Annotated in this window: 18 protein-coding genes; 5 read left to right on the plus strand and 13 right to left on the minus strand. The window is 42.2% G+C overall.

What is annotated here, in order from left to right:
- Nucleotides 1-98: 98 nt before the first annotated feature.
- Complete coding sequence (locus V7K98_RS03365; protein WP_335019410.1) at nt 99-962, minus strand: phycobilisome linker polypeptide; 864 nt, start codon at nt 960-962, stop codon at nt 99-101.
- 232 nt (nt 963-1,194) lie between these two features.
- Between V7K98_RS03365 and V7K98_RS03370 the strand changes: the two genes are divergently transcribed.
- Complete coding sequence (locus V7K98_RS03370; protein WP_335019411.1) at nt 1,195-1,872, plus strand: response regulator transcription factor; 678 nt, start codon at nt 1,195-1,197, stop codon at nt 1,870-1,872.
- A gap of 290 nt (nt 1,873-2,162) precedes the next feature.
- On the opposite strand, the gene V7K98_RS03375 is transcribed toward V7K98_RS03370, so the two are convergent.
- The 9 genes from V7K98_RS03375 to mutS form a co-directional block, all read right to left on the minus strand.
- Entirely contained in the window at nt 2,163-2,492 is a 330-nt protein-coding gene (locus V7K98_RS03375; protein WP_335019412.1) for a M48 metallopeptidase family protein, read from the minus strand.
- Nucleotides 2,489-5,587, minus strand: coding sequence for a type I restriction endonuclease subunit R (locus V7K98_RS03380; RefSeq protein ID WP_335019413.1), 3,099 nt, complete (start codon nt 5,585-5,587; stop codon nt 2,489-2,491). The genes V7K98_RS03375 and V7K98_RS03380 overlap by 4 nt, the downstream gene beginning before the upstream one ends.
- On the minus strand, nt 5,584-6,765 hold the full coding sequence (locus tag V7K98_RS03385) for a restriction endonuclease subunit S (protein WP_335019414.1): 1,182 nt from the start codon (nt 6,763-6,765) through the stop codon (nt 5,584-5,586). The genes V7K98_RS03380 and V7K98_RS03385 overlap by 4 nt, the downstream gene beginning before the upstream one ends.
- Nucleotides 6,766-6,776: 11 nt before the next feature.
- Nucleotides 6,777-7,199, minus strand: coding sequence for a type II toxin-antitoxin system VapC family toxin (locus tag V7K98_RS03390; protein ID WP_335019415.1), 423 nt, complete (start codon nt 7,197-7,199; stop codon nt 6,777-6,779).
- Entirely contained in the window at nt 7,196-7,453 is a 258-nt protein-coding gene (locus tag V7K98_RS03395; protein WP_335019416.1) for a DUF2281 domain-containing protein, read from the minus strand. Before V7K98_RS03395 ends, V7K98_RS03390 begins: the two co-directional genes overlap by 4 nt.
- Nucleotides 7,454-7,687: 234 nt before the next feature.
- Nucleotides 7,688-8,104 carry a hypothetical protein gene (locus V7K98_RS03400; protein ID WP_335019417.1) on the minus strand — a complete coding sequence of 139 codons (417 nt, stop codon included), beginning with the start codon at nt 8,102-8,104 and terminating at the stop codon, nt 7,688-7,690.
- A complete protein-coding gene (locus tag V7K98_RS03405) occupies nt 8,094-8,399 on the minus strand; it encodes a hypothetical protein (RefSeq protein WP_335019418.1) in 306 nt (101 codons plus the stop codon). Before V7K98_RS03405 ends, V7K98_RS03400 begins: the two co-directional genes overlap by 11 nt.
- Before the next feature lie 55 nt (nt 8,400-8,454).
- Entirely contained in the window at nt 8,455-10,101 is a 1,647-nt protein-coding gene (locus tag V7K98_RS03410; RefSeq protein ID WP_335019419.1) for a type I restriction-modification system subunit M, read from the minus strand.
- 209 nt (nt 10,102-10,310) lie between these two features.
- Nucleotides 10,311-12,926, minus strand: a complete 2,616-nt coding sequence (mutS, locus tag V7K98_RS03415) for a DNA mismatch repair protein MutS (RefSeq protein WP_335019420.1) — start codon at nt 12,924-12,926, stop codon at nt 10,311-10,313.
- 12 nt (nt 12,927-12,938) lie between these two features.
- Between mutS and V7K98_RS03420 the strand changes: the two genes are divergently transcribed.
- From V7K98_RS03420 to V7K98_RS03430, 3 genes are all read left to right on the plus strand, one after another.
- Nucleotides 12,939-13,175: a hypothetical protein gene (locus tag V7K98_RS03420; protein WP_335019421.1), complete on the plus strand. Its 237-nt coding sequence runs from the start codon at nt 12,939-12,941 to the stop codon at nt 13,173-13,175.
- Between the two features lie 65 nt (nt 13,176-13,240).
- Nucleotides 13,241-13,894, plus strand: coding sequence for a DUF2301 domain-containing membrane protein (locus V7K98_RS03425; protein WP_335019422.1), 654 nt, complete (start codon nt 13,241-13,243; stop codon nt 13,892-13,894).
- Nucleotides 13,894-14,583, plus strand: a complete 690-nt coding sequence (locus V7K98_RS03430; protein WP_335019423.1) for a YdcF family protein — start codon at nt 13,894-13,896, stop codon at nt 14,581-14,583. The genes V7K98_RS03425 and V7K98_RS03430 overlap by 1 nt, the downstream gene beginning before the upstream one ends.
- Before the next feature lie 232 nt (nt 14,584-14,815).
- Here V7K98_RS03430 and V7K98_RS03435 read toward each other — a convergent pair whose 3' ends face one another.
- Nucleotides 14,816-15,895 carry an alpha/beta hydrolase gene (locus tag V7K98_RS03435; protein ID WP_335019424.1) on the minus strand — a complete coding sequence of 360 codons (1,080 nt, stop codon included), beginning with the start codon at nt 15,893-15,895 and terminating at the stop codon, nt 14,816-14,818.
- 213 nt (nt 15,896-16,108) lie between these two features.
- Between V7K98_RS03435 and dprA the strand changes: the two genes are divergently transcribed.
- Nucleotides 16,109-17,227, plus strand: coding sequence for a DNA-processing protein DprA (gene dprA, locus V7K98_RS03440; RefSeq protein WP_335019425.1), 1,119 nt, complete (start codon nt 16,109-16,111; stop codon nt 17,225-17,227).
- A gap of 62 nt (nt 17,228-17,289) precedes the next feature.
- On the opposite strand, the gene V7K98_RS03445 is transcribed toward dprA, so the two are convergent.
- Entirely contained in the window at nt 17,290-18,843 is a 1,554-nt protein-coding gene (locus V7K98_RS03445) for a serine hydrolase (RefSeq protein WP_335019426.1), read from the minus strand.
- A 175-nt stretch (nt 18,844-19,018) separates the two neighbouring features.
- Entirely contained in the window at nt 19,019-19,759 is a 741-nt protein-coding gene (locus tag V7K98_RS03450) for an RNA methyltransferase (RefSeq protein ID WP_335019427.1), read from the minus strand.
- Between the last annotated feature and the right edge of the window lie 73 nt (nt 19,760-19,832).

Consider the following 19,832-nt stretch of genomic DNA (forward strand, 5'->3'; position numbering starts at 1 on the left):
TGATTGGGGATTGGGGATTGGGCAAAAGAGTCTGAGTAAAAAGGTGGGATTTCCTACTCCTAACTCAGCACTCCTAACTCAGCACTCCTAACTCAGCACTAGTTAACAAGGGTGATACTCGCAATCACGCCACCTTGCTGATGAATGCGTTGATATTCTTGTGAGAGTTTATTGAAAGGTATGAGATAGACTTGGTTGCTGCGGCGAAATGGAGAAATCTGGTTTAGTGCCTTTGCCCGATAACCAGTTACTTCCAATCGATAAACCTTACCTTCATCACTAGCTGCTACACCATGACGAGTTCTAGAACCTAGTGGTGGATTGCGGAATGTCGCACCATTGCTAGCTGGTGAAACCACAGGGGTAGGGGTACTTTTAATTACCAAACTATTTAACCGAGGTTGCTTACCTGCCAAGTTGCCTTTGAGACTGCTACTAGAGGCTCCTCGGACTAATTGGAATATATGGGTAAACTGCACGATGTTTTGAAAGGCTTCGGTTTTGTAGCCTCGAATATAAGGCACAATGTTTTCCCCGAAGGTATCCTGGTACTCGTTGCTGTCGAGATAGGAATCAATATCTGCCTCAAAGCCTTGTTCATCCAAAATAGTACTGTGCGATCGCATTTCTTCCAAGTCAATAGGAGCGCGACCAAGCAAATGCCTAAAGTTCAACTCAATCGCCCGATAACGAGGACAATTACTGAAAAATCGAGAACGATACAACTCAGACTTCGCTACCAAACGCACAAATTCGCGGACGCTGACTTCACCCCGCTTCAACTGCGACTCAGGAACAGTCAGCCGCTCACTTTCCATCACATAGGCGTTTCCTAACACCTGTCTGTAGATAACTGTGATGAGAGCTTCAAGTTCTTCTGCTGAATAACCGGGTACTCTCTCAGTTGAGTGAGTGTCTTCAAACAGGCTGATACCTAGACGTGAACTTGCTCCAAAAGCCATTTTCTGAAAATCTCCTGGCTAAACATCAAGTTCTTTTGGAACTTCTTAAGGAGGTTCTTAGAAACCTACATCCAATCAAGAATTGCATACCAAAAGTAAGGAAATCGCTCAGGAAATGGTAAAGAAATCGGAAAGAAGTTATAAAAACTAGAAATTGTTACTTTTTGCAATATTTTCTGAAGGAGAGTTCACAGATTGTTTTAAACATAACTAGTATGTTTAAAAAAAATTTATGCGAATTCTCTTAGTTGAAGATGATGTACGCCTTGCCGAAACTTTAGCAGAAGCCCTTACAGACCAACGTTATATGGTTGATGTAGTAACAGATGGTGAGGCTGGATGGAATCAAGCCAAAATGCTGGATTATGATTTACTGCTGCTGGATGTGATGTTACCAGAGCTAGATGGAATTAGTTTATGCCATCGACTGCGATCGCACAGCTATACTATGCCTGTTCTCATGCTGACTGCCCGTGACACCGTTAGCGATAAAATCACCGGACTCGATGCGGGAGCAGATGATTATGTCGTTAAACCAGTGGATTTGCAAGAACTATTTGCCCGAATTCGCGCTTTACTTCGGCGGGGTAACGTTTCATCACCGCCAATTCTGGAATGGGGCAATTTGCACCTCAACCCCAGCACTTATGAAGTGAGTTATGGCGAAAATATGCTCCATTTAACTCCAAAAGAGTACGGAATATTAGAGTTATTGCTGCGAAATGGTCGTCGTGTTCTGAGTCGCAGTGTGATAATTGAACATATTTGGTCGCTAGAGTCTCCTCCAGAAGAACATGCTGTGAAAGTTCATCTCAGAAGCTTGCGTCAAAAGCTCAAAGCAGCCGGAGCTTTTGATGATTTTATTGAGACAGTTCATGGTGTAGGCTACCGTCTTAAACAACTGCTTTAATAAACCTACTCAAACTTAGTACAACATTTCATTAATTCGTAACAACCTCTACAACTTGGGCAAGCTCCGTAGATGTTAAAAAATGTCTCGTCTCGAAAAGTTCGCAAATGGACTTCAAATATATTTTTTACGCTTCTTGTCCGTATCAAAATCATAATGATAAGCTGTCGTGCATTTAATTTGCACAGCTAGGGCGGGCAAGATGCCCACCCCACAAGAGATTTATTTTTTTGAGGATGCAAATATAAAGTATTTTCAGCTTATAAGACCTTTAAAGGCAGTTTCTCGCATCATCCCACAAAGCGCTGCAATCGCTTCTCTTTCTCTTCCCAATCAGGCAAATAAGCAAACATAAAGCACTTAAACACTTTACCGTGGTTGGGAACGAGTAAATGTACAAGTTCGTGAACGATCGCAAACTCACCCAATTCTTTTGGTAAATCTAGCAGTTCAGTATTCAGCGTTAAGCGTCCGGTAGTAGAAATAGATGCCCATTTGCGCTTCATTGGACGCAGTTGGATTTGTTTAACTTGGACTTTAATGCGATCGCTCCATTCTCCCACAGCGTCCTTAAGTGCTTGTGCATCTTGCCATTTTGGATTGTCGCAGGTAGCGATCATGATTCGACTCGTTGGAGTTTCAGCAGGTTGTTGGTGACTTCTATTGTTTGCTCAACTGAGCTTGTAATAGGATAAATATTAGCGTAAAGTTCGGTTCTTAAATCAATTTCTTGACGCGCATCCCACCAATAATCAGGGAAGTTGCTATATATGGCGTTGATGCCTTCGGCTTGGTTGATATCAAGGCGATCGCCTGCGTGCTTGATCACAGTGTAAATCGCAAAGGTGTTTTCATCAACCTTGAGCCGTTGCCGTTCTGCTTCTGCTTCTACGCATTCATTGGCAATTTCATCTAGTTGGGCTAAAGCTTGTTGTGCGTCTATTTGGCGCTTTTCAAAGCTGGCGCGGACAGTTTCGGCACGTTCGCCAATATTTAGCAAAAAAGGCGATCGCTGACTTTGCTCGTGTACATCTCTAAAAAGTGCCTTACTCAAGTTTAAAACTTTTACTGTATCCGTCGTGCTACTTTGGCGGAATTGTTCTAATTGTTGGGCATTGAGTTCGTGGATAGTTCCGGGCATTTCTAACTCGCCAATTGTGACGTTGCGGCGGATCAATTCTTTGGTTTTGGCGGTGAGTTGAATATCAATGTAGGGGCTGGTATTATAAGCAGCGCGGATGGTTCCGTAAAGCCTGACGACGTTTTGATAATTTTCCATGAAGGGACGCAGGTCAGGGTCAGGAGAGAGGATTTCGTAAATTGATTGGAGTTGGCGGACAAATTTAAAGAATTTCTCGCGCAAATCTTTGTCTGCAAAGTGCGCCGCCGCCCGTTCTTTTGCTTTGTCGTCCCATCCCTTAGTTAGCGGTAAATACTCAGGTGCAGTATTTTCCATCATCGTTTGCAGGAGGTTTTTGATGACATCAACATTTTGGATGATGTCGTTAATTTCTCCCGACTCAAAGGCAAGGGCTTGCTCTAGTTTGTCGCCAAAGATACCGATAAAATCTAGAACAAAGCCGTAGGGCTTGACTAATCCTTGTGCATCTTCGTAGGGGCGATTCACACGGGCGATTCCCTGCAAGAGAACGTGGTCGCGCATGGGTTTGTCGAGATACATACAGTAAAGTATCGGCGCATCAAACCCCGTCAGTAGTTTCTCGGTGACGATGAGAATTTTGGGTAAGGCTTTGCGATAGTCTTCGTACAGTTGGCGAATTTTTGTCACAGCATCAGCATCGCCACCGCAAAGGGTTTCTAAATTTTGGGCATCTTCAGCAGAACAATAACCTGTAAAAGTTAGGGTTTTGGTGGTGTCGTAGTTAAAATCTTTCGGGCGAGATTCGATAAAGTCGATGACTGCATCCGGTAAGGATATTCTGGCAGAAACGACGGATTTTTTAATAAAGGCTTTGCGGACTTCTTTCTCTTCGGCATCAGTCAGGTTATACTCCCGCAGTCCTTCGGCTGTAGTTCGGGAATAAACGACGGTTGAGTATTCGCTAGGGAGATATTTGTCTAAGGCTTGTTTGTAAAGTCTACAAGCTTCCCGGTCTACACCAACCATAAAGGCTTTAAAGCCCATTGGTTCAACATAATCGCGGAAGTGTTCGGCGACAAATTTGGCTACTTTATCTACTCTATCTGTACTTTTGAGAAACTCTTTTAATTTAACCGCGCGATCGAGAATGCCATCAAGTTCTTCTATATCGTTGATGTCTTCTGCGGCTTGGAGTTGGAGAAATTCTTTTTCTAAAATTTCTTTGGGAACGCGAAACTCTGATTTAGCAAGGGCATAATTTAGCTTTAGGGTTGTGCCATCTCGTACCGAGTCGGCGGTTGAATAGGAATCTAGGCTGTAGTTGTCGTCACTAGGTTCGCCGAAGGTTTGGAAAGTGCTTTTTCCTTTAGCTGCTTTACTGACAGGTGTACCTGTGAAACCGATAAATGTGGCGTTGGGGAGGGCAGCCATCAAATATATACCGAAATTACCGCCTGTGCTACGGTGTGCCTCATCGACTAAGACGGTAATGGTAGAACGCTGATTTTCTACTCTCATCTTGTCGAATTTGTGAATCATGGCGACGATTAAGCCGCGATAATCGTCTTGGATGAGTTTTTCTAAGTCTGCTTTACTGGTTGCAACTTCATAGCTTTTGATGCCATAAGCTTTGAGGTTTTTGTCTAGTTGGTTTTCTAGTTCGTTGCGGTCAACAATCATGATTACAGTATTATCGCCGCTAATATTGCGGAGTTGGGCGGCAACTGTAATCATAGTGAGGGTTTTACCACTGCCTTGGGTATGCCAAATTAGTCCGCGTTTTTTATTCGGATCTTGGATGCGTTGCAGGACTTTTTTAACTGCACGGGTCTGGTGTTGGCGTAAGACGACTTTCGTTAAGCCGTCATCGCGTTCTAGGAAAACAATGTAATATCTGAGAATATCTAAAAAGCGTTGATGGTCGAAGAAGGTTTTGATTTTCTCTTCGTAGTCGCCTTCTTCAATGGTGTCGGTTTTCAGTTTCCATTCAAACAGGTTTTTGCGGTTGGTATTCCAGGTTAAGCCATACCAGAAATTCCACAGTTCTGTGACTTCAAAAATTTGGGGAAAGGCGAGTAATTCGGGGGTTTGGTTGTGGTAGCGGCGAATTTGGTCAATGCCTAGTGCTAAACCATCTGTTTTCTGTTCTCCTTTGGTTTCCGCGATCGCAACAGGAAGACCATTTATTATAAAAATAACATCAGCGCGGTTGGGAAATTTTACGCCTTTTTGCTCCCATTCATCAGTGACTTGGAAGATGTTATTTTCTGGATTGTTAAAGTCGATGAGGGTAATGTTTCTGTCGCGGTTTTCTTGGGCGACAAAAATAGATTGTTTGCCTTGCAACCAGTTTAAGGCTTCGCGGTTGCCTTCGATGGTGTTGTCAATGTTTCGCAAACGGCGGAGAATTTCATCTATATTGTTAGAGGTGACAACACCAGGATTTAGTTTAATTAGTTGAGTGCGAAGAACATCAGCAAAGCACCTTTCTTTGAGCTTTTCCTCTCCTTTCCCTTCCCGCCGTTGCAATGCTTCTTTTCGAGTGAGATATTCCCAGCCAATTTGATAGGCATATTTCAGCATCGGTTTTTGAACGGCGGAGGTTTCACTCATACGTAAGTCTCGGTTAAGGGTTGGGTGGAAATTTTACCCGTCATCAGTTGTTCTAGCATGGCGTGGAAGAGTTCGTCAGTAAGGGCGATTTCTTTTTCTAGGGCTTGAATTTTGCGATCGCACGCTTTGAGAATCGCAGCAATTTCTTGCTGTTCTTCCTTTTTTGGATAAGCAATCGTCATAGCATGAACTGTATTTCTATTTAGAGTTGGGTTACTAGCACCAGAATCAAAACGTTTTAAATTGAGAAAATATAAAAAGTAAGCAATAAAGAGAGGATTATTTTCGTTAAATTGTTTTACCCAAAGTGTGGTGTCATGAGGCCAATAATCACAATCAACATAATGAACACTTCCAAGTGTTCCTTTTCTGCCAATAATAACTCCTGGCCCTTTAACCTTAGCAAAGTTGTGATAACTACTGATTCCACCTGATGAAATTACAGGAAATTTGCCAGGATTCTGTTCTTTTTTGGTAATGTCAAATCCACGTTGAAGGACACACAAGCTATCAAAACGTGAGACTATCCAACTTTTAGGAATTCCGCCTATTTCCTTATCCTTGCGTGGTTCGTTGCGAGTGCCATGAGTAAAAAGATACTGCATTAGTGCAGCTTTGCGTTCCCGTTCTAGTTCTAACTCTCGCTGATGGGTTTCTTTGGCTTTCTGGATGGTTCGCAGAGTGTGTGCGATCGTTTTTTGTTCAGGAAGGGTGGGAAGATAAACCTCTATTGATTTTATCAAAGCAGAATTTAGATTTTTTTGATTTGCTCCATGTCCTAAATTACGGATTTTCTCATAACTGTAATAAAGGGAGTAAAATAAAAAATCAGTTAAAGTATTACCATTATTAATATAAATTGCAGCACACGCTTGATTGATTGCGGCATCAATTCCTAAAATAGCCACACGCCCTCGTGTTACACCTTGCCCATACATTGCCATTAATAATGTATTAGCAGGAATAATTTTAGTTGAGGAATTATTTAGCCCATCATAAGTTATTTTTTCTTCCGTGCTAGTAATAATTCCATAATTAATTTCACCAGTTTTTACCCAAGGAATATCACCGTTCCAATATTCCAGCTTATTTCTGCTAGGAGTTCCCCCAGAGGTAATATGAGCTATCTCACCTAATTTTGCACTTTTCCAATGAGAAGGTAACTGTATTTCATCCATCCCCACCCCTTTCATACTCCATCAGCAATAATCAAATCAATCATCTCATTCTTATTCTTCCGATAAACCCGAAAATCACTATCCAACGTCAACAAACAACTCCCTAAAATCAACTCACTCATTCTTACCAAACACGCATCAGCTAAAGACATCGGCACATTTTGATAACGTTTCAGCAACTCTCTAACCATTTTTATCTCATCACTGAGACAAAAAGGGATTTGAATTAAGCCAGCATCTAATAAAGACATAACCGTGTCCTCTCCACCATAAAAATCTCGCAATAGAAAACACGCCTCACTAATTACTACTTCGCAAGTTAAAAAGGGCGGTTCAACCTTTTTCCATTCATTAACCGCCCAATCATGCGAATTTTCCCGATTATTGATAAATGCAACTAAGGGGCCTGTATCTAGAAGTACCTTTTTCCTCATTTCCAACCGAAGCCTTCTAAATACTTCTTATTGGTAGCTAAATCACCAGGGCCTCCATCAATACAGCCAATATACTCTTTGGCTGCTTCATAGGCGGAAATAGGTTCTTTCCCTTCTTTATGTTCTAAATCCTGCTTTTTCTTCTCCTGATATTGCAAAAATTGAATAAAATTAATTACCTCCTCCAGCTTATCAGGAGGTAACTTTTTAACTTCATCAATGATTATTTGTTCCTTATCAATTGCTTGAGTCATTGCTGTATCCTGGATGAAAATAAAAATGAGAAAATGCTTGTAGCTGATTTAATTTTACTAAAAAAGGGCGGTTAGAAACCAATACGCTTGGGTTAAGGATAATTGTAGCAAGATCCCCGTAAGGGTAAGTAATGTGGATAAAATTAAATATAAAACCTCACCCTGCCTCCGGCTTCCCTCTCCTTACTAAGGAGAGGGATTGAGGGTGAGGTTTGATCTGATATTTAATTACGCCTACCTACCACTCATTGTAGATAAATTTAAATACTCAAGAATCAGCAAGCGTAAATAGTCTAACATCTCAAGATAAGCCTTCATCCCCTGATATTCTCCATTACTACCAAAGTAAAATTGAGCAACAGCAGGAATATCAAAAACTGCCAGATGAGTTAAGTTTTCAACTGCTTGCTGTTGATTTTCTATCTCACCCTTCACTTGAATTTGACTAGCATATCCTCTGATATTAACTGTTAACAGTTCAAGCTCTTCTAAAACCGAAAACTCATCATCAGAAGCCGGGAATTTGGCGGTGATTTCCTGGCGTTCTGATTTTGTTGTTTGATAATCACTGGTTAACTGTTCTAAAATATGAATAATTTGATTTTTCGTTCTATTAGATTTTTGATTTACCACATCTAACCTACTCATCATTGACCCCATAAGTTACAATTTTTTCAATACCAAACGAATCCGATCGAACAATTAGATACTCATTTGCTTTTCGATAAACTGCTGCACCATCTCCACGATATCCAGCTTTAGGGACTCGCACTGCTCCCTTTTTACTAAAGTTGTGAGCTTTTCTTAAATATTTCAAAGCATCAATATTTTTCCTTAAAGCACGATCTACAACACTATGAGCCACACTAGTATAAGTAGATGCATCCCACTTTGTTAAATACTGCTCAATCTCAGCAATTTCTGCCTCACTGTATTTTGCACACAACCTTACCCAAAACGGTCAACAGGCGACTCATCAGGCATTAAATTTACACTCCCTCCTAGATGCTTAAATTTAACTTTGCTAACACCTCAGCTAAATCTTTATCAGCCCATTCTCTCTCTTGTCTGGCTACTGCCAAATCTGCCAAAATATCTGTAATCTCACGATGAATAAACTTCTCGCTAACATCCACAAACTGCGACGGACTAAGATTATAATCCGCTTCCCTCAATTCCTCTATCTTAATAACCTTACTCAGCTTCTCCCGCGTTTCCCAATTGCGATAAACCTCAGCAACCGCCTTAATTCCTTCCTTTGTAAAAATATTCTTCGGATCGCCTTTCACAAAATAATCAGCAGCATTAATCAGCAAAAACTCGCCCTTACGATTCAGAGGTTTTAGGCGATTTAACAAAATTATTACCCCTGGTGCAGTCGTATTATAAAACAGGTTTTCCGGCAGCAAAATCACCCCTTCAACTCTGTCCCTTTCTACAAACACCTTGCGGATGTCCCTTTCTTGATTTTTGTTCTGACTCCCCGAACCGCGAGACACCGCCCCTGTATCCAAAACAACCGCCGCCCGTCCGTTATCTTTCAGCGATGCCCATATATGCTGCACCCATCCCCAATCTGCTGAAGATTTGGATGCAATTCCGTCTTTAAACCGTTCAAAAGAATCTTCTTCATAAGCATCTGCGCCGTAGTTATCCTGATTCCACATCGGATTAGCAACCACATAATCAAAGCGCATCACCTTCTTGTCAACCGTAAATTTAGGTTGCCGGAATGTATCGCCAATTTCTATTTGTGTATCAGTAAAATCTTGCAAGAACATATTCATTTTAGCGATCGCGAAAGTTGTCCAATTCAACTCTTGCCCAAATAACCGAGGGGCTTTACTCTCTTCCCCTGGATGTTTGCGGTTGAACACCAGACGCGGCTTAGTTAACAACCTCCCCGATCCACACGTGGGATCATAAATCTTCGTGTAGGGTTCAGGATCAATAATTTCTGCAATCAACCAACCCACCTCTGATGGTGTCAGAAACTCCCCCGCACTTTGCCCTTGTCCTTCGGCAAACTTCCGCAGTAGATACTCATAGGCTTCCCCCAAAACATCTGCATTGGTATTCTTTAACCCCAACCGATGCCGGCTGATGACTTCAATCAAGTCCTTTAAACGATCATCATCCAAAACGCGCTGATTGCTTTGCTTTTCGTTATAATCCTTCAGCGTCAGGGTTCCCGATAACCCAGGATTGCGCTTTGCTACTTCCCGCATCGCCGTTGTGATAAATTCTCCTAAGCCATCTTTGGGATGAAAACGAATCGTATCCCAACGGTATTCGTGGGGAACATAGTAACGGACAATCGGCTGACGGTTATTTTTAATTGCATCTTTGTGATCCGCTTCAATGAAAGCACGGGCTAAGTCTCCACCCCCAAACTTCTCGGCGCACTTTTCATACTCATCATCAAAGACATCAGACAGCCGTTTGTAGAAAATTAGCGGCAGAATAAAATCTTTGAACTTTGGCGCATCCGTTGCACCACGGATTTTACAAGCAGCATCCCACAGCCATTGTTCCATTGCGGGGATATCCAAGCGATCGCCAGCTTGCGCTAATTCTAAAAGTGGTAATTCTCCAGAACCGTTTTCCTCTGCTTGCTTTTTACTGTTTTTCCTGATTCCACGCGGCACTATACTTAACTCCTGCGATGCTTTTAAGCTGTCGCGTATTTAATTTTCACAACCAGGGCGGGCAAGATGCCCACCCCACAAGAGATTCTTTTTTTTTGAGGATGCAAATTAAAATATTTTTAGCTTATCTTATTTCGAGAATCCGTTTTTTCAGTTAGGACTGCGATTTATCGCGTCTTTGGGATCTATTAAACTGACTACGAACTTGCTTATCCATCAAGATTTTGCAGCCCCATCGCAATCTTACTGTGTTTCTCAATTTGCCCCATCACTTGTTTCGCCCGTTGAATAACTACGGCTGGTAAACCTGCCAATCTTCCCGCTTCAATTCCATAAGATTTATCAGCGCCTCCCGGTTGAACTTGGTGCAAAAAGATAATTTGGTCGGGTAATTCTTTTACCGTCACTTGATAATTAGCCACATTTGGCAAAATGCTAGCTAATTCATTCAATTCATGGTAATGAGTAGCAAAAATTGTTCGTGACCGAATATCCACTGCAATATATTCTGCCACCGCCCAAGCTATGGAAAGACCATCAAATGTTGCTGTTCCCCGACCAATTTCATCTAATAAAACTAGCGACCTAGATGTGGCATGGTTGAGAATATTCGCCGTTTCATTCATTTCTACCATGAAGGTAGATTGACCAGTTGCAAGATCGTCTACTGCCCCTACACGGGTAAAAATGCGATCGCATATTCCCAATCTAGCAAACCTAGCTGGTACAAAACTACCAATCTGCGCCATTAACTGAATCAATCCCACCTGACGCAAATAACAACTTTTGCCACTGGCATTTGGCCCGGTAAGAATTATCAAATCGGGATTGTCATTTGTCATTTGTTCTTGGTCATCTGCTAATGACACATGACTAATGACTAATGACTCTTCACCCAATTGCGTCGAATTCGGCACGAAGAAACCCGCAGGTAAAGACTGTTCCACCACCGGATGACGGCCATCAAGAATATTTATCTCTCTTCCTGGTAACATTTCTGGACGACAATAACCTTGATGCACTGCCAACTCAGCTAAACCACACAATACATCTGCCGCCGCCACTGCACGAGATAAATTACGAATTACTTCCGCCTCTTGCGCGACTTCTTCCCGCAATGCTGTAAAAATCTCATACTCCAACTGATTTAAATCATCCCGCGCCGTGAGAATTCGGGCTTCTCGTTCCTTCAAATCTGGGGTGATGTAACGTTCCTCATTGGTCAGAGTTTGCTTGCGGATATAATTAGTCGGTACTTGGTCAGCTTTGGTGCGAGAAATACTGATATAGTAACCAAAAGTTTTATTAAATCCTACCTTCAGCGTCGAAATTCCCGTCTTAGCCCTCTCATCAACTTCTAAGTTGGCAATCCATTGCTGGTCTGCTTCTACAGTTGCTTTCCTCTCATCCAACAGGGGATTTACACTAGGGCGAATCAATCCACCTTCTTTAATTAATATAGGTGGTGACTCCATAAGATGGGCGTGTAACTTTTGTGCCAATTCTTCCAACACACTTGGGACTTTTTGTAAAGCTTTGAGAAATGGCGATCGCGCTTCAGTTACCAAGTGGGATAATTCAGGTAAACGTGAGAGGGAATCTGCTAAAGCTACTAAATCTCTAGCATTAGCTGTACCAGAACCCGCCCTTCCGGTGAGGCGTTCTAGGTCATAAATTTGGCGTAACAATTGCCGCAAATCTTGACGCAGAGGCGTATTTTCCATCAATTCTTGGATGGTATCAAGACGTGCCCCAATACCTTTAATATCAAGTAATGGTTGCAATAACCACCGCCGCAAAGCCCGCCCACCCATCGCTGTACTAGTTCTATCTAATGACCAAAGTAGAGAACCGTGAAAAGTTCCATCTCGGACGGTTTGAGTAATTTCCAGATTACGGCGGGTTTGACTATCAACAATTAAGTAGTCAGTGACAGTATAGGTGCGGAGTTTTTGCAGAGGAACTTGGTTTTCTTTTTGAGTATCTTCCAGGTATTCTATAAGACCACCAGCCGCACGGACAGCGAGGGGAAGATTATCGCAACCCAGTCCTTCGAGCGATCGCACCTTAAATTTCTGCAATAATCTAGGTCTAGCTTCGCCTTGGGAAAATGGAACTTGCGATCGCAAACTATAGCAAAATGATGGTGGCAAACACTCCGGTAAATGGGGCGAAGTTTCTCCGGGACGCAGCAAGCTACCCAAATCAGGCGCATTTGTCGGAACTAACACCTCTGAAGGTTGTAAGCGCATTAATTCTTGCGTCAAATGTTCTAAATCACTACCTTGAGTTGTGAGAAATTCCCCGGTGGAGATATCTGCATAAGCTAAACCCCAATGATTTGCGGCAATTACTACTGCTGCAAGATAATTATTGCGACTTGATTTGAGCATTCCCTCTTCTAGCAAAGTACCAGGGGTAAGAATGCGCGTTACTTCCCGCCGCACCAATCTACCAGCAGCTTCAGAAGCATCTTCTACTTGGTCACAAATTACTACTGCATAGCCTTTTTCTACTAGCATTGTAGTGTAGCGTTCCCAAGCATGATGCGGAACACCAGACATCGCCACTCGTCCCTGTTCCCCAGCTTGCTTACTAGTGAGAACTAATTCTAATTCTTGCGCTAGTTTGACAGCATCTTGAAAATAGCATTCAAAGAAATCTCCCACCCGATACAGCAACACCGCATGAGGATATTTATCCTTCGTCTCGACATAATGCAAGTACATTTGACTTAGCTTACTGCGATCGACCTGTTGATGGTCAGAAATAAAAGTACTTGGGTCGGGTTTGGTAGATGGAGTTTCAGAGTGAGAAGCAGTCATAGATGCTGTTGAGTGACACGTGGAAATTCCACAATATCTGATGATAGCTTGATTTTAGAGGTGAATTGCGATCGCTTAAAAAGATTTTACGGACTTAGTACAGTCCATTGGCAGTTTCGCTCTCGAAAAAAAAAGTGGTCAAATGGTAGAGATAATTCGTCAGCTACTGCGTCTGGAAAGTCAACTAATACTACAAAAATAGCTTCAGAGTTTAGTGATTGTGACACAAGTTCGTCTCGTTGTCGATAATAAAAGTAAGCCTTCAGGAATTTCCCGTTGTACTCTATTAGTAAATCGTAACGATATTTTTAACTATGACTACGCAAACACTACTTCCAGCAGAAGTTTATCAAGGTCAGTTTGGGGAATTTACAATTACTCAGAGCGATCGCACTGGCGTAATTATCTACCGCACTGGGTTAATGGTAGCAGCACTGAGCTTTGCTATAGGCAGCGCTTTGGTTTTGTTCTACAATAACCCGATTGTAACTGCACTTACACCTTTATATACTTGTTTTATTCTCGCTCTTGGTGTAAGTTTATTTACCATTCATATCTACATGGCATTACTGCACCGAATGTTGCAAGTTTTTTGGGCGATCGGTACTATAGCATCAGTGATTCTGGCAATTTCTAGTACTGAACCTTTAGCTTTGACTGTTTACAATCAGCCTCTGACCTTATTTGGAGTTGGTTTTATCTTCGTTGCTTTGACAGGAATTTATTTTAAAGAGGCTGTTTGTTTCAATCGCTTAGAAACCAAAGTATTAACCCCAATAGTACCAGTACTCTTGTTAGGACATTTGGTGGGAATTTTGCCAACTCAGGGCGAAAGTGTTTTATTAGGAATTTGGGCAACGTTGTTTTTAGTGTTTGCTCTACGAAAAACAGTACAAGAAATTCCTGCTGATATTGGAGATAAATCTGTATTTACTTACTTGAAAGAACAACGTTTAGCTAAGGTCTAATGCGGGTAAAAAATCGTCGGTGTCAAAAATTTCCAAAAATCAAACTAATAAAACGCCAAGAAATGTGGACACTTACGGTTCAGGGGTGGGCGATTGCCATCGCTTTGATTGCTTATTTAATATTTTTCACTATTACTCATGTACACTCATTTCTTGCCGTGACTTCCCCGATCAAATCAGCAGAAGCATTGGTTGTTGAAGGATGGTTACCAGATTATGCCATACAACAAGCTCTGATTGAATTTAAAACTGGCTCTTATCGTCTATTAATTACCACGGGAGGCTCAATAGAAAAAGGAAATTTTCTTAGCGAATATAAGAACTTTGCAGAAGTTTCAGCTGCTACCTTCAAGAAGCTCGGTTTAGAATCAGAGAAGGTAGTAGCCGTTCCAACACCTACGGTAATTAAGGATCGTAGTTATGCATCTGCTGCTGAATTTAATCGCTGGCTATCTAATTCAAATTTAAAGCTACAATCAATTAATCTTTTTTCTTTGGATGTTCACACCCGAAGGAGTTGGTTTTTGTTCAAAAAACTACTTACACCTAACGTCCAAGTTGGTGCAATCGCTGCCAAAACACAAGATTATGATCCAAACAAATGGTGGAATTATAGCCAAGGTGTACGGACAATTCTTGATGAAGGCATAGCTTATATTTATGCGCGGTTTTTCAATTGGAAATCCTAAAAGTAATAAGTAATGAGTAATAAGTAATAAGTAATAAGTAATAAGTAATAAGTAAATACCCATTTTCATCCACTCCTTACTCCTTACTTTAAAGCCCATGCTCAAAGCACGGGGCTTTAGACCCAATTCTTTGGTAAAGGGATTGGGTGCAAAATGGAAAAATTATAGTGCGGGCTTTTACCTATTACCAAATTTTAAACAACTTTTTCCTAGTATCTAGAAGGGCTATTTATTACTTTTGCAGAATTTGTAATAATGCTTGTCGATAAATTTTTAGCCCTTCTGCGTTCAGATGATCGCCATCGCTCGACAAATTATCTTTAAGAACATTATTCTCATACAATGGTGCTACTCCTGTTGCTGCAAGTGCCACTTTTTCTATTTCAGCAACTTTATTAATCAAAGCGTTAATTTGTTCAACTCTAGAATTTGGGGCTGATATAGTTGGATCTGAGCTTCCTGCAACTGTTGAATAAAAAGCTGGAATCAGAAAAATCTCTTTATTCCCCATTGTTCTGATCAGTGCGATCGCTTCTTGGAGATTTTTGGTAAACAACTCGTCACTAATTCCATACCAAGCATCATTTCCACCTATGGCAATAATCGCTTTTTCACATTTAACCTTCGTAGGAATTAAAATTTTAAGTTGTTCTAGTAATGAGATTGCACTCAGACCATTTAACCCAAAATTAAAAGTACCACTCCCAAGGGTATTACCAAGTTCAGCCGAAATAGAATCACCAAATAAGCAACCGGAAAACTGTTTATCTTGGGCGGCTAATTTTTGATATTGCAGTGCAATTTTCCCTAAAGGTGAAGAACTTACATCATCCTTTGGAGGTGCATCAGCAGGACTAGAAGAGGAATTTGCTAGTCCGACTAGCCGAGAAATTTTTGACACATCAATAACTAGTTGATTACTGGGATATGCTTGGAGAAAGCTAACTAGTCCTAGACCTTCTGGTGATTTTGCTCCAATGATAATGGCAGATCGTAGGGCTTGGATACTGGCTTGATCGCGACGAGCGATCGCAAGGGAAGCAAAAGATAAAATTTGCTTGCCCATATCTGTATTTATCAGCTTATCTAAAGCCACAATATCAAGAGACATTTTTACCTGAAGCGTCTCTTTAAACTTCTGTTTATCCAGGGCGCTGAGGTAATCTAAGAAAGGTTTTAGATCGCTAGAAGCCTTTTGTGTCTCGCTATAGCTGCGGATATCTGCTACCGGGATTGATTGCTCAAACAACCCGTATCTGAAAGTAACTTTCTCAGCAGCCAAACTCGGCAATAAACCAAGTCCACTATGCACTAGTAAAAATATTAAGCACCCAGAGAGGCATATTAAAAGACGATAGAAATATTTCATCACAGTAAATAATCACAATAGTTAATAGTCAATGGTTAAGGGTCAAGAGTCAAGGGGCTAAATATTGCGTATTGGATATTTCTCCCGACTCCTTTCTATATCAACAGCCAGCACTAATTTGGGAATACTCAATCCAGTAGGTGTGAGGATGCAAACGTGGTTGAAGAAGGCGCATATTGGTTAGCTTGGGCGCAAATTTCGGGAATTGGCCCGGTATTACTGCGACGGCTGCAACAGCATTTTGGCACGCTAGCAACTGCTTGGAATGCTACCAAGGTACAGTTAGCAGAAGTAGAGGGTTTTGGTTTGCAAACATTAGAAAAAGTAGTACAACAGCGATCGCGCCTACACCCAGAACAACTATTCACTAAGCACCAGCAGGAAAACTCCCATTTCTGGACACCAGCAGATGCAGATTATCCCCGCTTACTATTAGAAACTCCCAGTCCACCGCCGATTTTGTACTATCGCGGTGAAGTCGAACTTCAAGAAAATCTCGGACAAAAACCGATGGTTGGCATTGTCGGCACACGCCAACCCTCAGAATATGGCATCCGTTGGACTCGCCAAATTAGTACAGCTTTGGCTAAAAATGGCTTTACTGTTGTTTCTGGGATGGCAGAGGGAATTGACACAGAAAGCCACATCGCCGCCATGAAAGCAGGTGGACGCACGATCGCAGTTTTGGGAACTGGCGTAGATGTTATCTATCCCCATAAAAATCGTGATTTATACAAACAAATTTTGACGGCTGGCTTAGTTGTGAGTGAGTACCCCACAAAAACCCCACCCGATCGCACTCACTTTCCCCGTCGCAACCGGATTATTGCAGGTTTAAGCCGCGCCATCCTGGTAATGGAAGCGCCGATCAAATCTGGTGCTTTAATTACAGCTACCTACGCAAATGAATTTGGTAGAGATGTCTATGCATTACCTGGAAGAGTGGACGATCATCCATCCCAAGGGTGTTTAAAGTTGCTGAGTCAGGGGGCTTCTTTCATTCTCAAGGAAGTAGATGAACTGTTAACAATGCTGGGAGCAATACCACAAATTGATGGAGTCGAGACTTCTACAACATCAGAGCAGTTAAGCTTACCAAGTTTATCGCCAGAATTGCAAACAGTAATGGATGCACTCACAAGTGAAGCTTTACCTTTCGATTTTATTGTTCAACAAACCGGCATGGCCGCTGGTTCAGTTTCCAGTGCTTTGTTACAATTGGAACTTATGGGTTTAGTTTCGCAACTACCAGGAATGAGATATCAAAAAAGTTAAGAGTTCAAAGACAACAGCATTGTTTAGCTTAGGAATAAAACCATTTTTAAATAAATTAATAATTATCTTGGGGGATAATATTGCGGATTCATAACTGGAGATTGATAACCATTTGGCACAGGATTCACAACAGGGGGTTGATAACCACTCATGGGTACAGTGCCTGTTGTACCGTTGGGTAAAGCCGGATTCGCTACTTGGGGCTGATAACCATTTGTGGGTATAGTAGTGGTACTGTTGGGCGTAACAGCATTTTGGCTAAACTCTTCGTAGGCAGCGCGAGAAATTGAGCTAATCAGTTTTTCGGCGCGAGGGTCGTTTTCTGGACGTTGTACCATGACACTAGCTATATAGCGCTTGCCAGTTGGAACAACAATTAAACCTGTGTCTGCCAACATTGTACCGATATCGCCCGTTTTGTGGAATGCTCTTGCGCCTGTTCCCAAACCCGATGGTAGCAGTGTATCTCTTTGGGTACGACGCAAGATATCGAGCATGAGATCGCGTGATGGCATACTGACTAAATTTCCCTGACTCACAATCGCCATCAAATTTGCCAATTCTTTGGGAGTAGTAGTATTTGTCCCTTGCAAATCTGGGAGTTGATTACGAATTGTGGTGGTTGTCAATCCCCAGGTGCGAAAACGCTGGTTTAACGCTTCCATCCCTCCTAGTCGGGCAATCAGCATATTTGTCGCCGTGTTGTCGCTGATTGTAATCATTTTAGTGACAACTTCCAAAGCAGCGTACTTGGTTCCGGCTGGTTTGTATTGCAGATTTCCAGAACCACCAGCTATCATTTCCTGTTGCATAGTCAGCATTTCATCCAGGCGGATTTTCCCCGCGTCCACATCCTGGAAAAAGGCTAGTAAAATTGGCACTTTAATTGTGCTAGCTGCCGCAAAACTCGCAGAGGCGTTGACATCTACATAATTACCAGTATCTAAATCTACCAAGAAAATGCCTGGTGTAAGACTTGGGTTGGCCGTCGCCAAATTTTGCACGGCATTTTTTAAGGAAATAATTTCCTGGGATAAGTATAAGCTCGAAGTGGCACTTGGGGGAGCTTGAGTAGCTTGTGGCTGCGATCGCGCCACATTACCCACATTACTATTAGATTGGGGCGCAGGAGTTGTACTGATGCGATTAGCCGGGTCTAATACTGACAACACCGTGCCCACAATTGCACCCATCCCAACACCCACAATCAACAACCGCACAACATACAACATGGTTTTAGCCATTGGCTTTAATCGCGTTTTGTGCGATGTTCGTCTGCCGACTTTTGGCTTTTCCATCCGCACTGTTTTCACCATCACAGCCCCTGGTCGAAAGGGAGGAATTCTCCCTTTCACAGTCGGTATGGGTTTTACTGCCGTTGGCATGACTAAACCCGATTTTACCCTGCTGCTGCGCGTAGCATTAGGGCTTGGGGGAGGACTAATACGATTTTTGGGGCGTGCTAGCACCGCTTTTTGTCCATTGACAGCTTGCTGCTGGCTGTTGTTAGCTTTAACTTTCTTTTGCGCCACTTTTTGAACTTTTTGTGGACGTTGGCGGCGATTTAAGGGTTGTCGCCGCGAGAAAGCTGTTAGTTCGTCACCTGACTCTGACACAGTTACTCCTTGTGACCTACTTGACTGTTTTCTTGCAGACTCCTGACCCAAAATTTAATCTTTAAGCAATATTTGGTACTCAAATTCCACTTTGCCACTAAGTAGCACTTTTGTGTTTAGTTTAAGCTATGTTAAATATTTTGGGGGCATGATTGCGTATATATTAAACGAATAATTACAAGTTTTCACTATCCCTCTGTTTTTTTAGCGCCCATTCTACCTGTTGCAAAATTCCCCGGAGCATGGCTACTTCGCCAGTTTTCAGGTGAGCGCGATTATACAATTGGCGAAATTTTCCCATCCGACTAGCTGCCGTATGCGGATATACATAACCAATTTTCAGTAGTACTGATTCTAATTGCTGGTAGTATCCTTCCACAACATCTAAGGGAGCGAGTTCAGGTTGGGTTATAGTCTGAGTATTAGGTTGCTGGGCGGATTGTGACAATTCATAACAGCAGATTGCTACGGCGGTTGCCAAATTTAGGGCTACATAATCTGGACTTGTGGGAATAGCAACAAATCTCTGTGCATAATTTAATTCTTCATTGCTCAATCCCCGGTCTTCCCTGCCAAAAATCAGGGCTGCGGGTTCTTCTGGTTCCTCTAGTAACCAGGGTAGTGCAGTGCGGGGATTTTCTAAGGGTGTTTCTAAACTGCGAACGCGACCGGTGGTAGCGATCGCTCGTACACATCCATGCAATGCTTCTGGTAAGGTCGGCACTAATACCGCAGATTCGATAATTTCCTGACCATGAACAGACATCATCAAAGCTTCCGTCGATAGCGGATCGCATTGGGGGTTCACTAATACTAAATTATATAGCCCGAAATTTTTCATGACTCTGGCGATCGCCCCGATATTGATCGGCCCAGCTGGTTCTACCAACACAATTCTTAATCCAGCCAAACCCATTTTTTGCCTCCTGCGATCGTACCAATAAGATATTTTTAGGCTAATTTTCAGCGTTGTGGTTCTGCTGAAGAGT

Source organism: Nostoc sp. (assembly GCF_036917435.1).
GTDB lineage: Bacteria > Cyanobacteriota > Cyanobacteriia > Cyanobacteriales > Nostocaceae > Nostoc.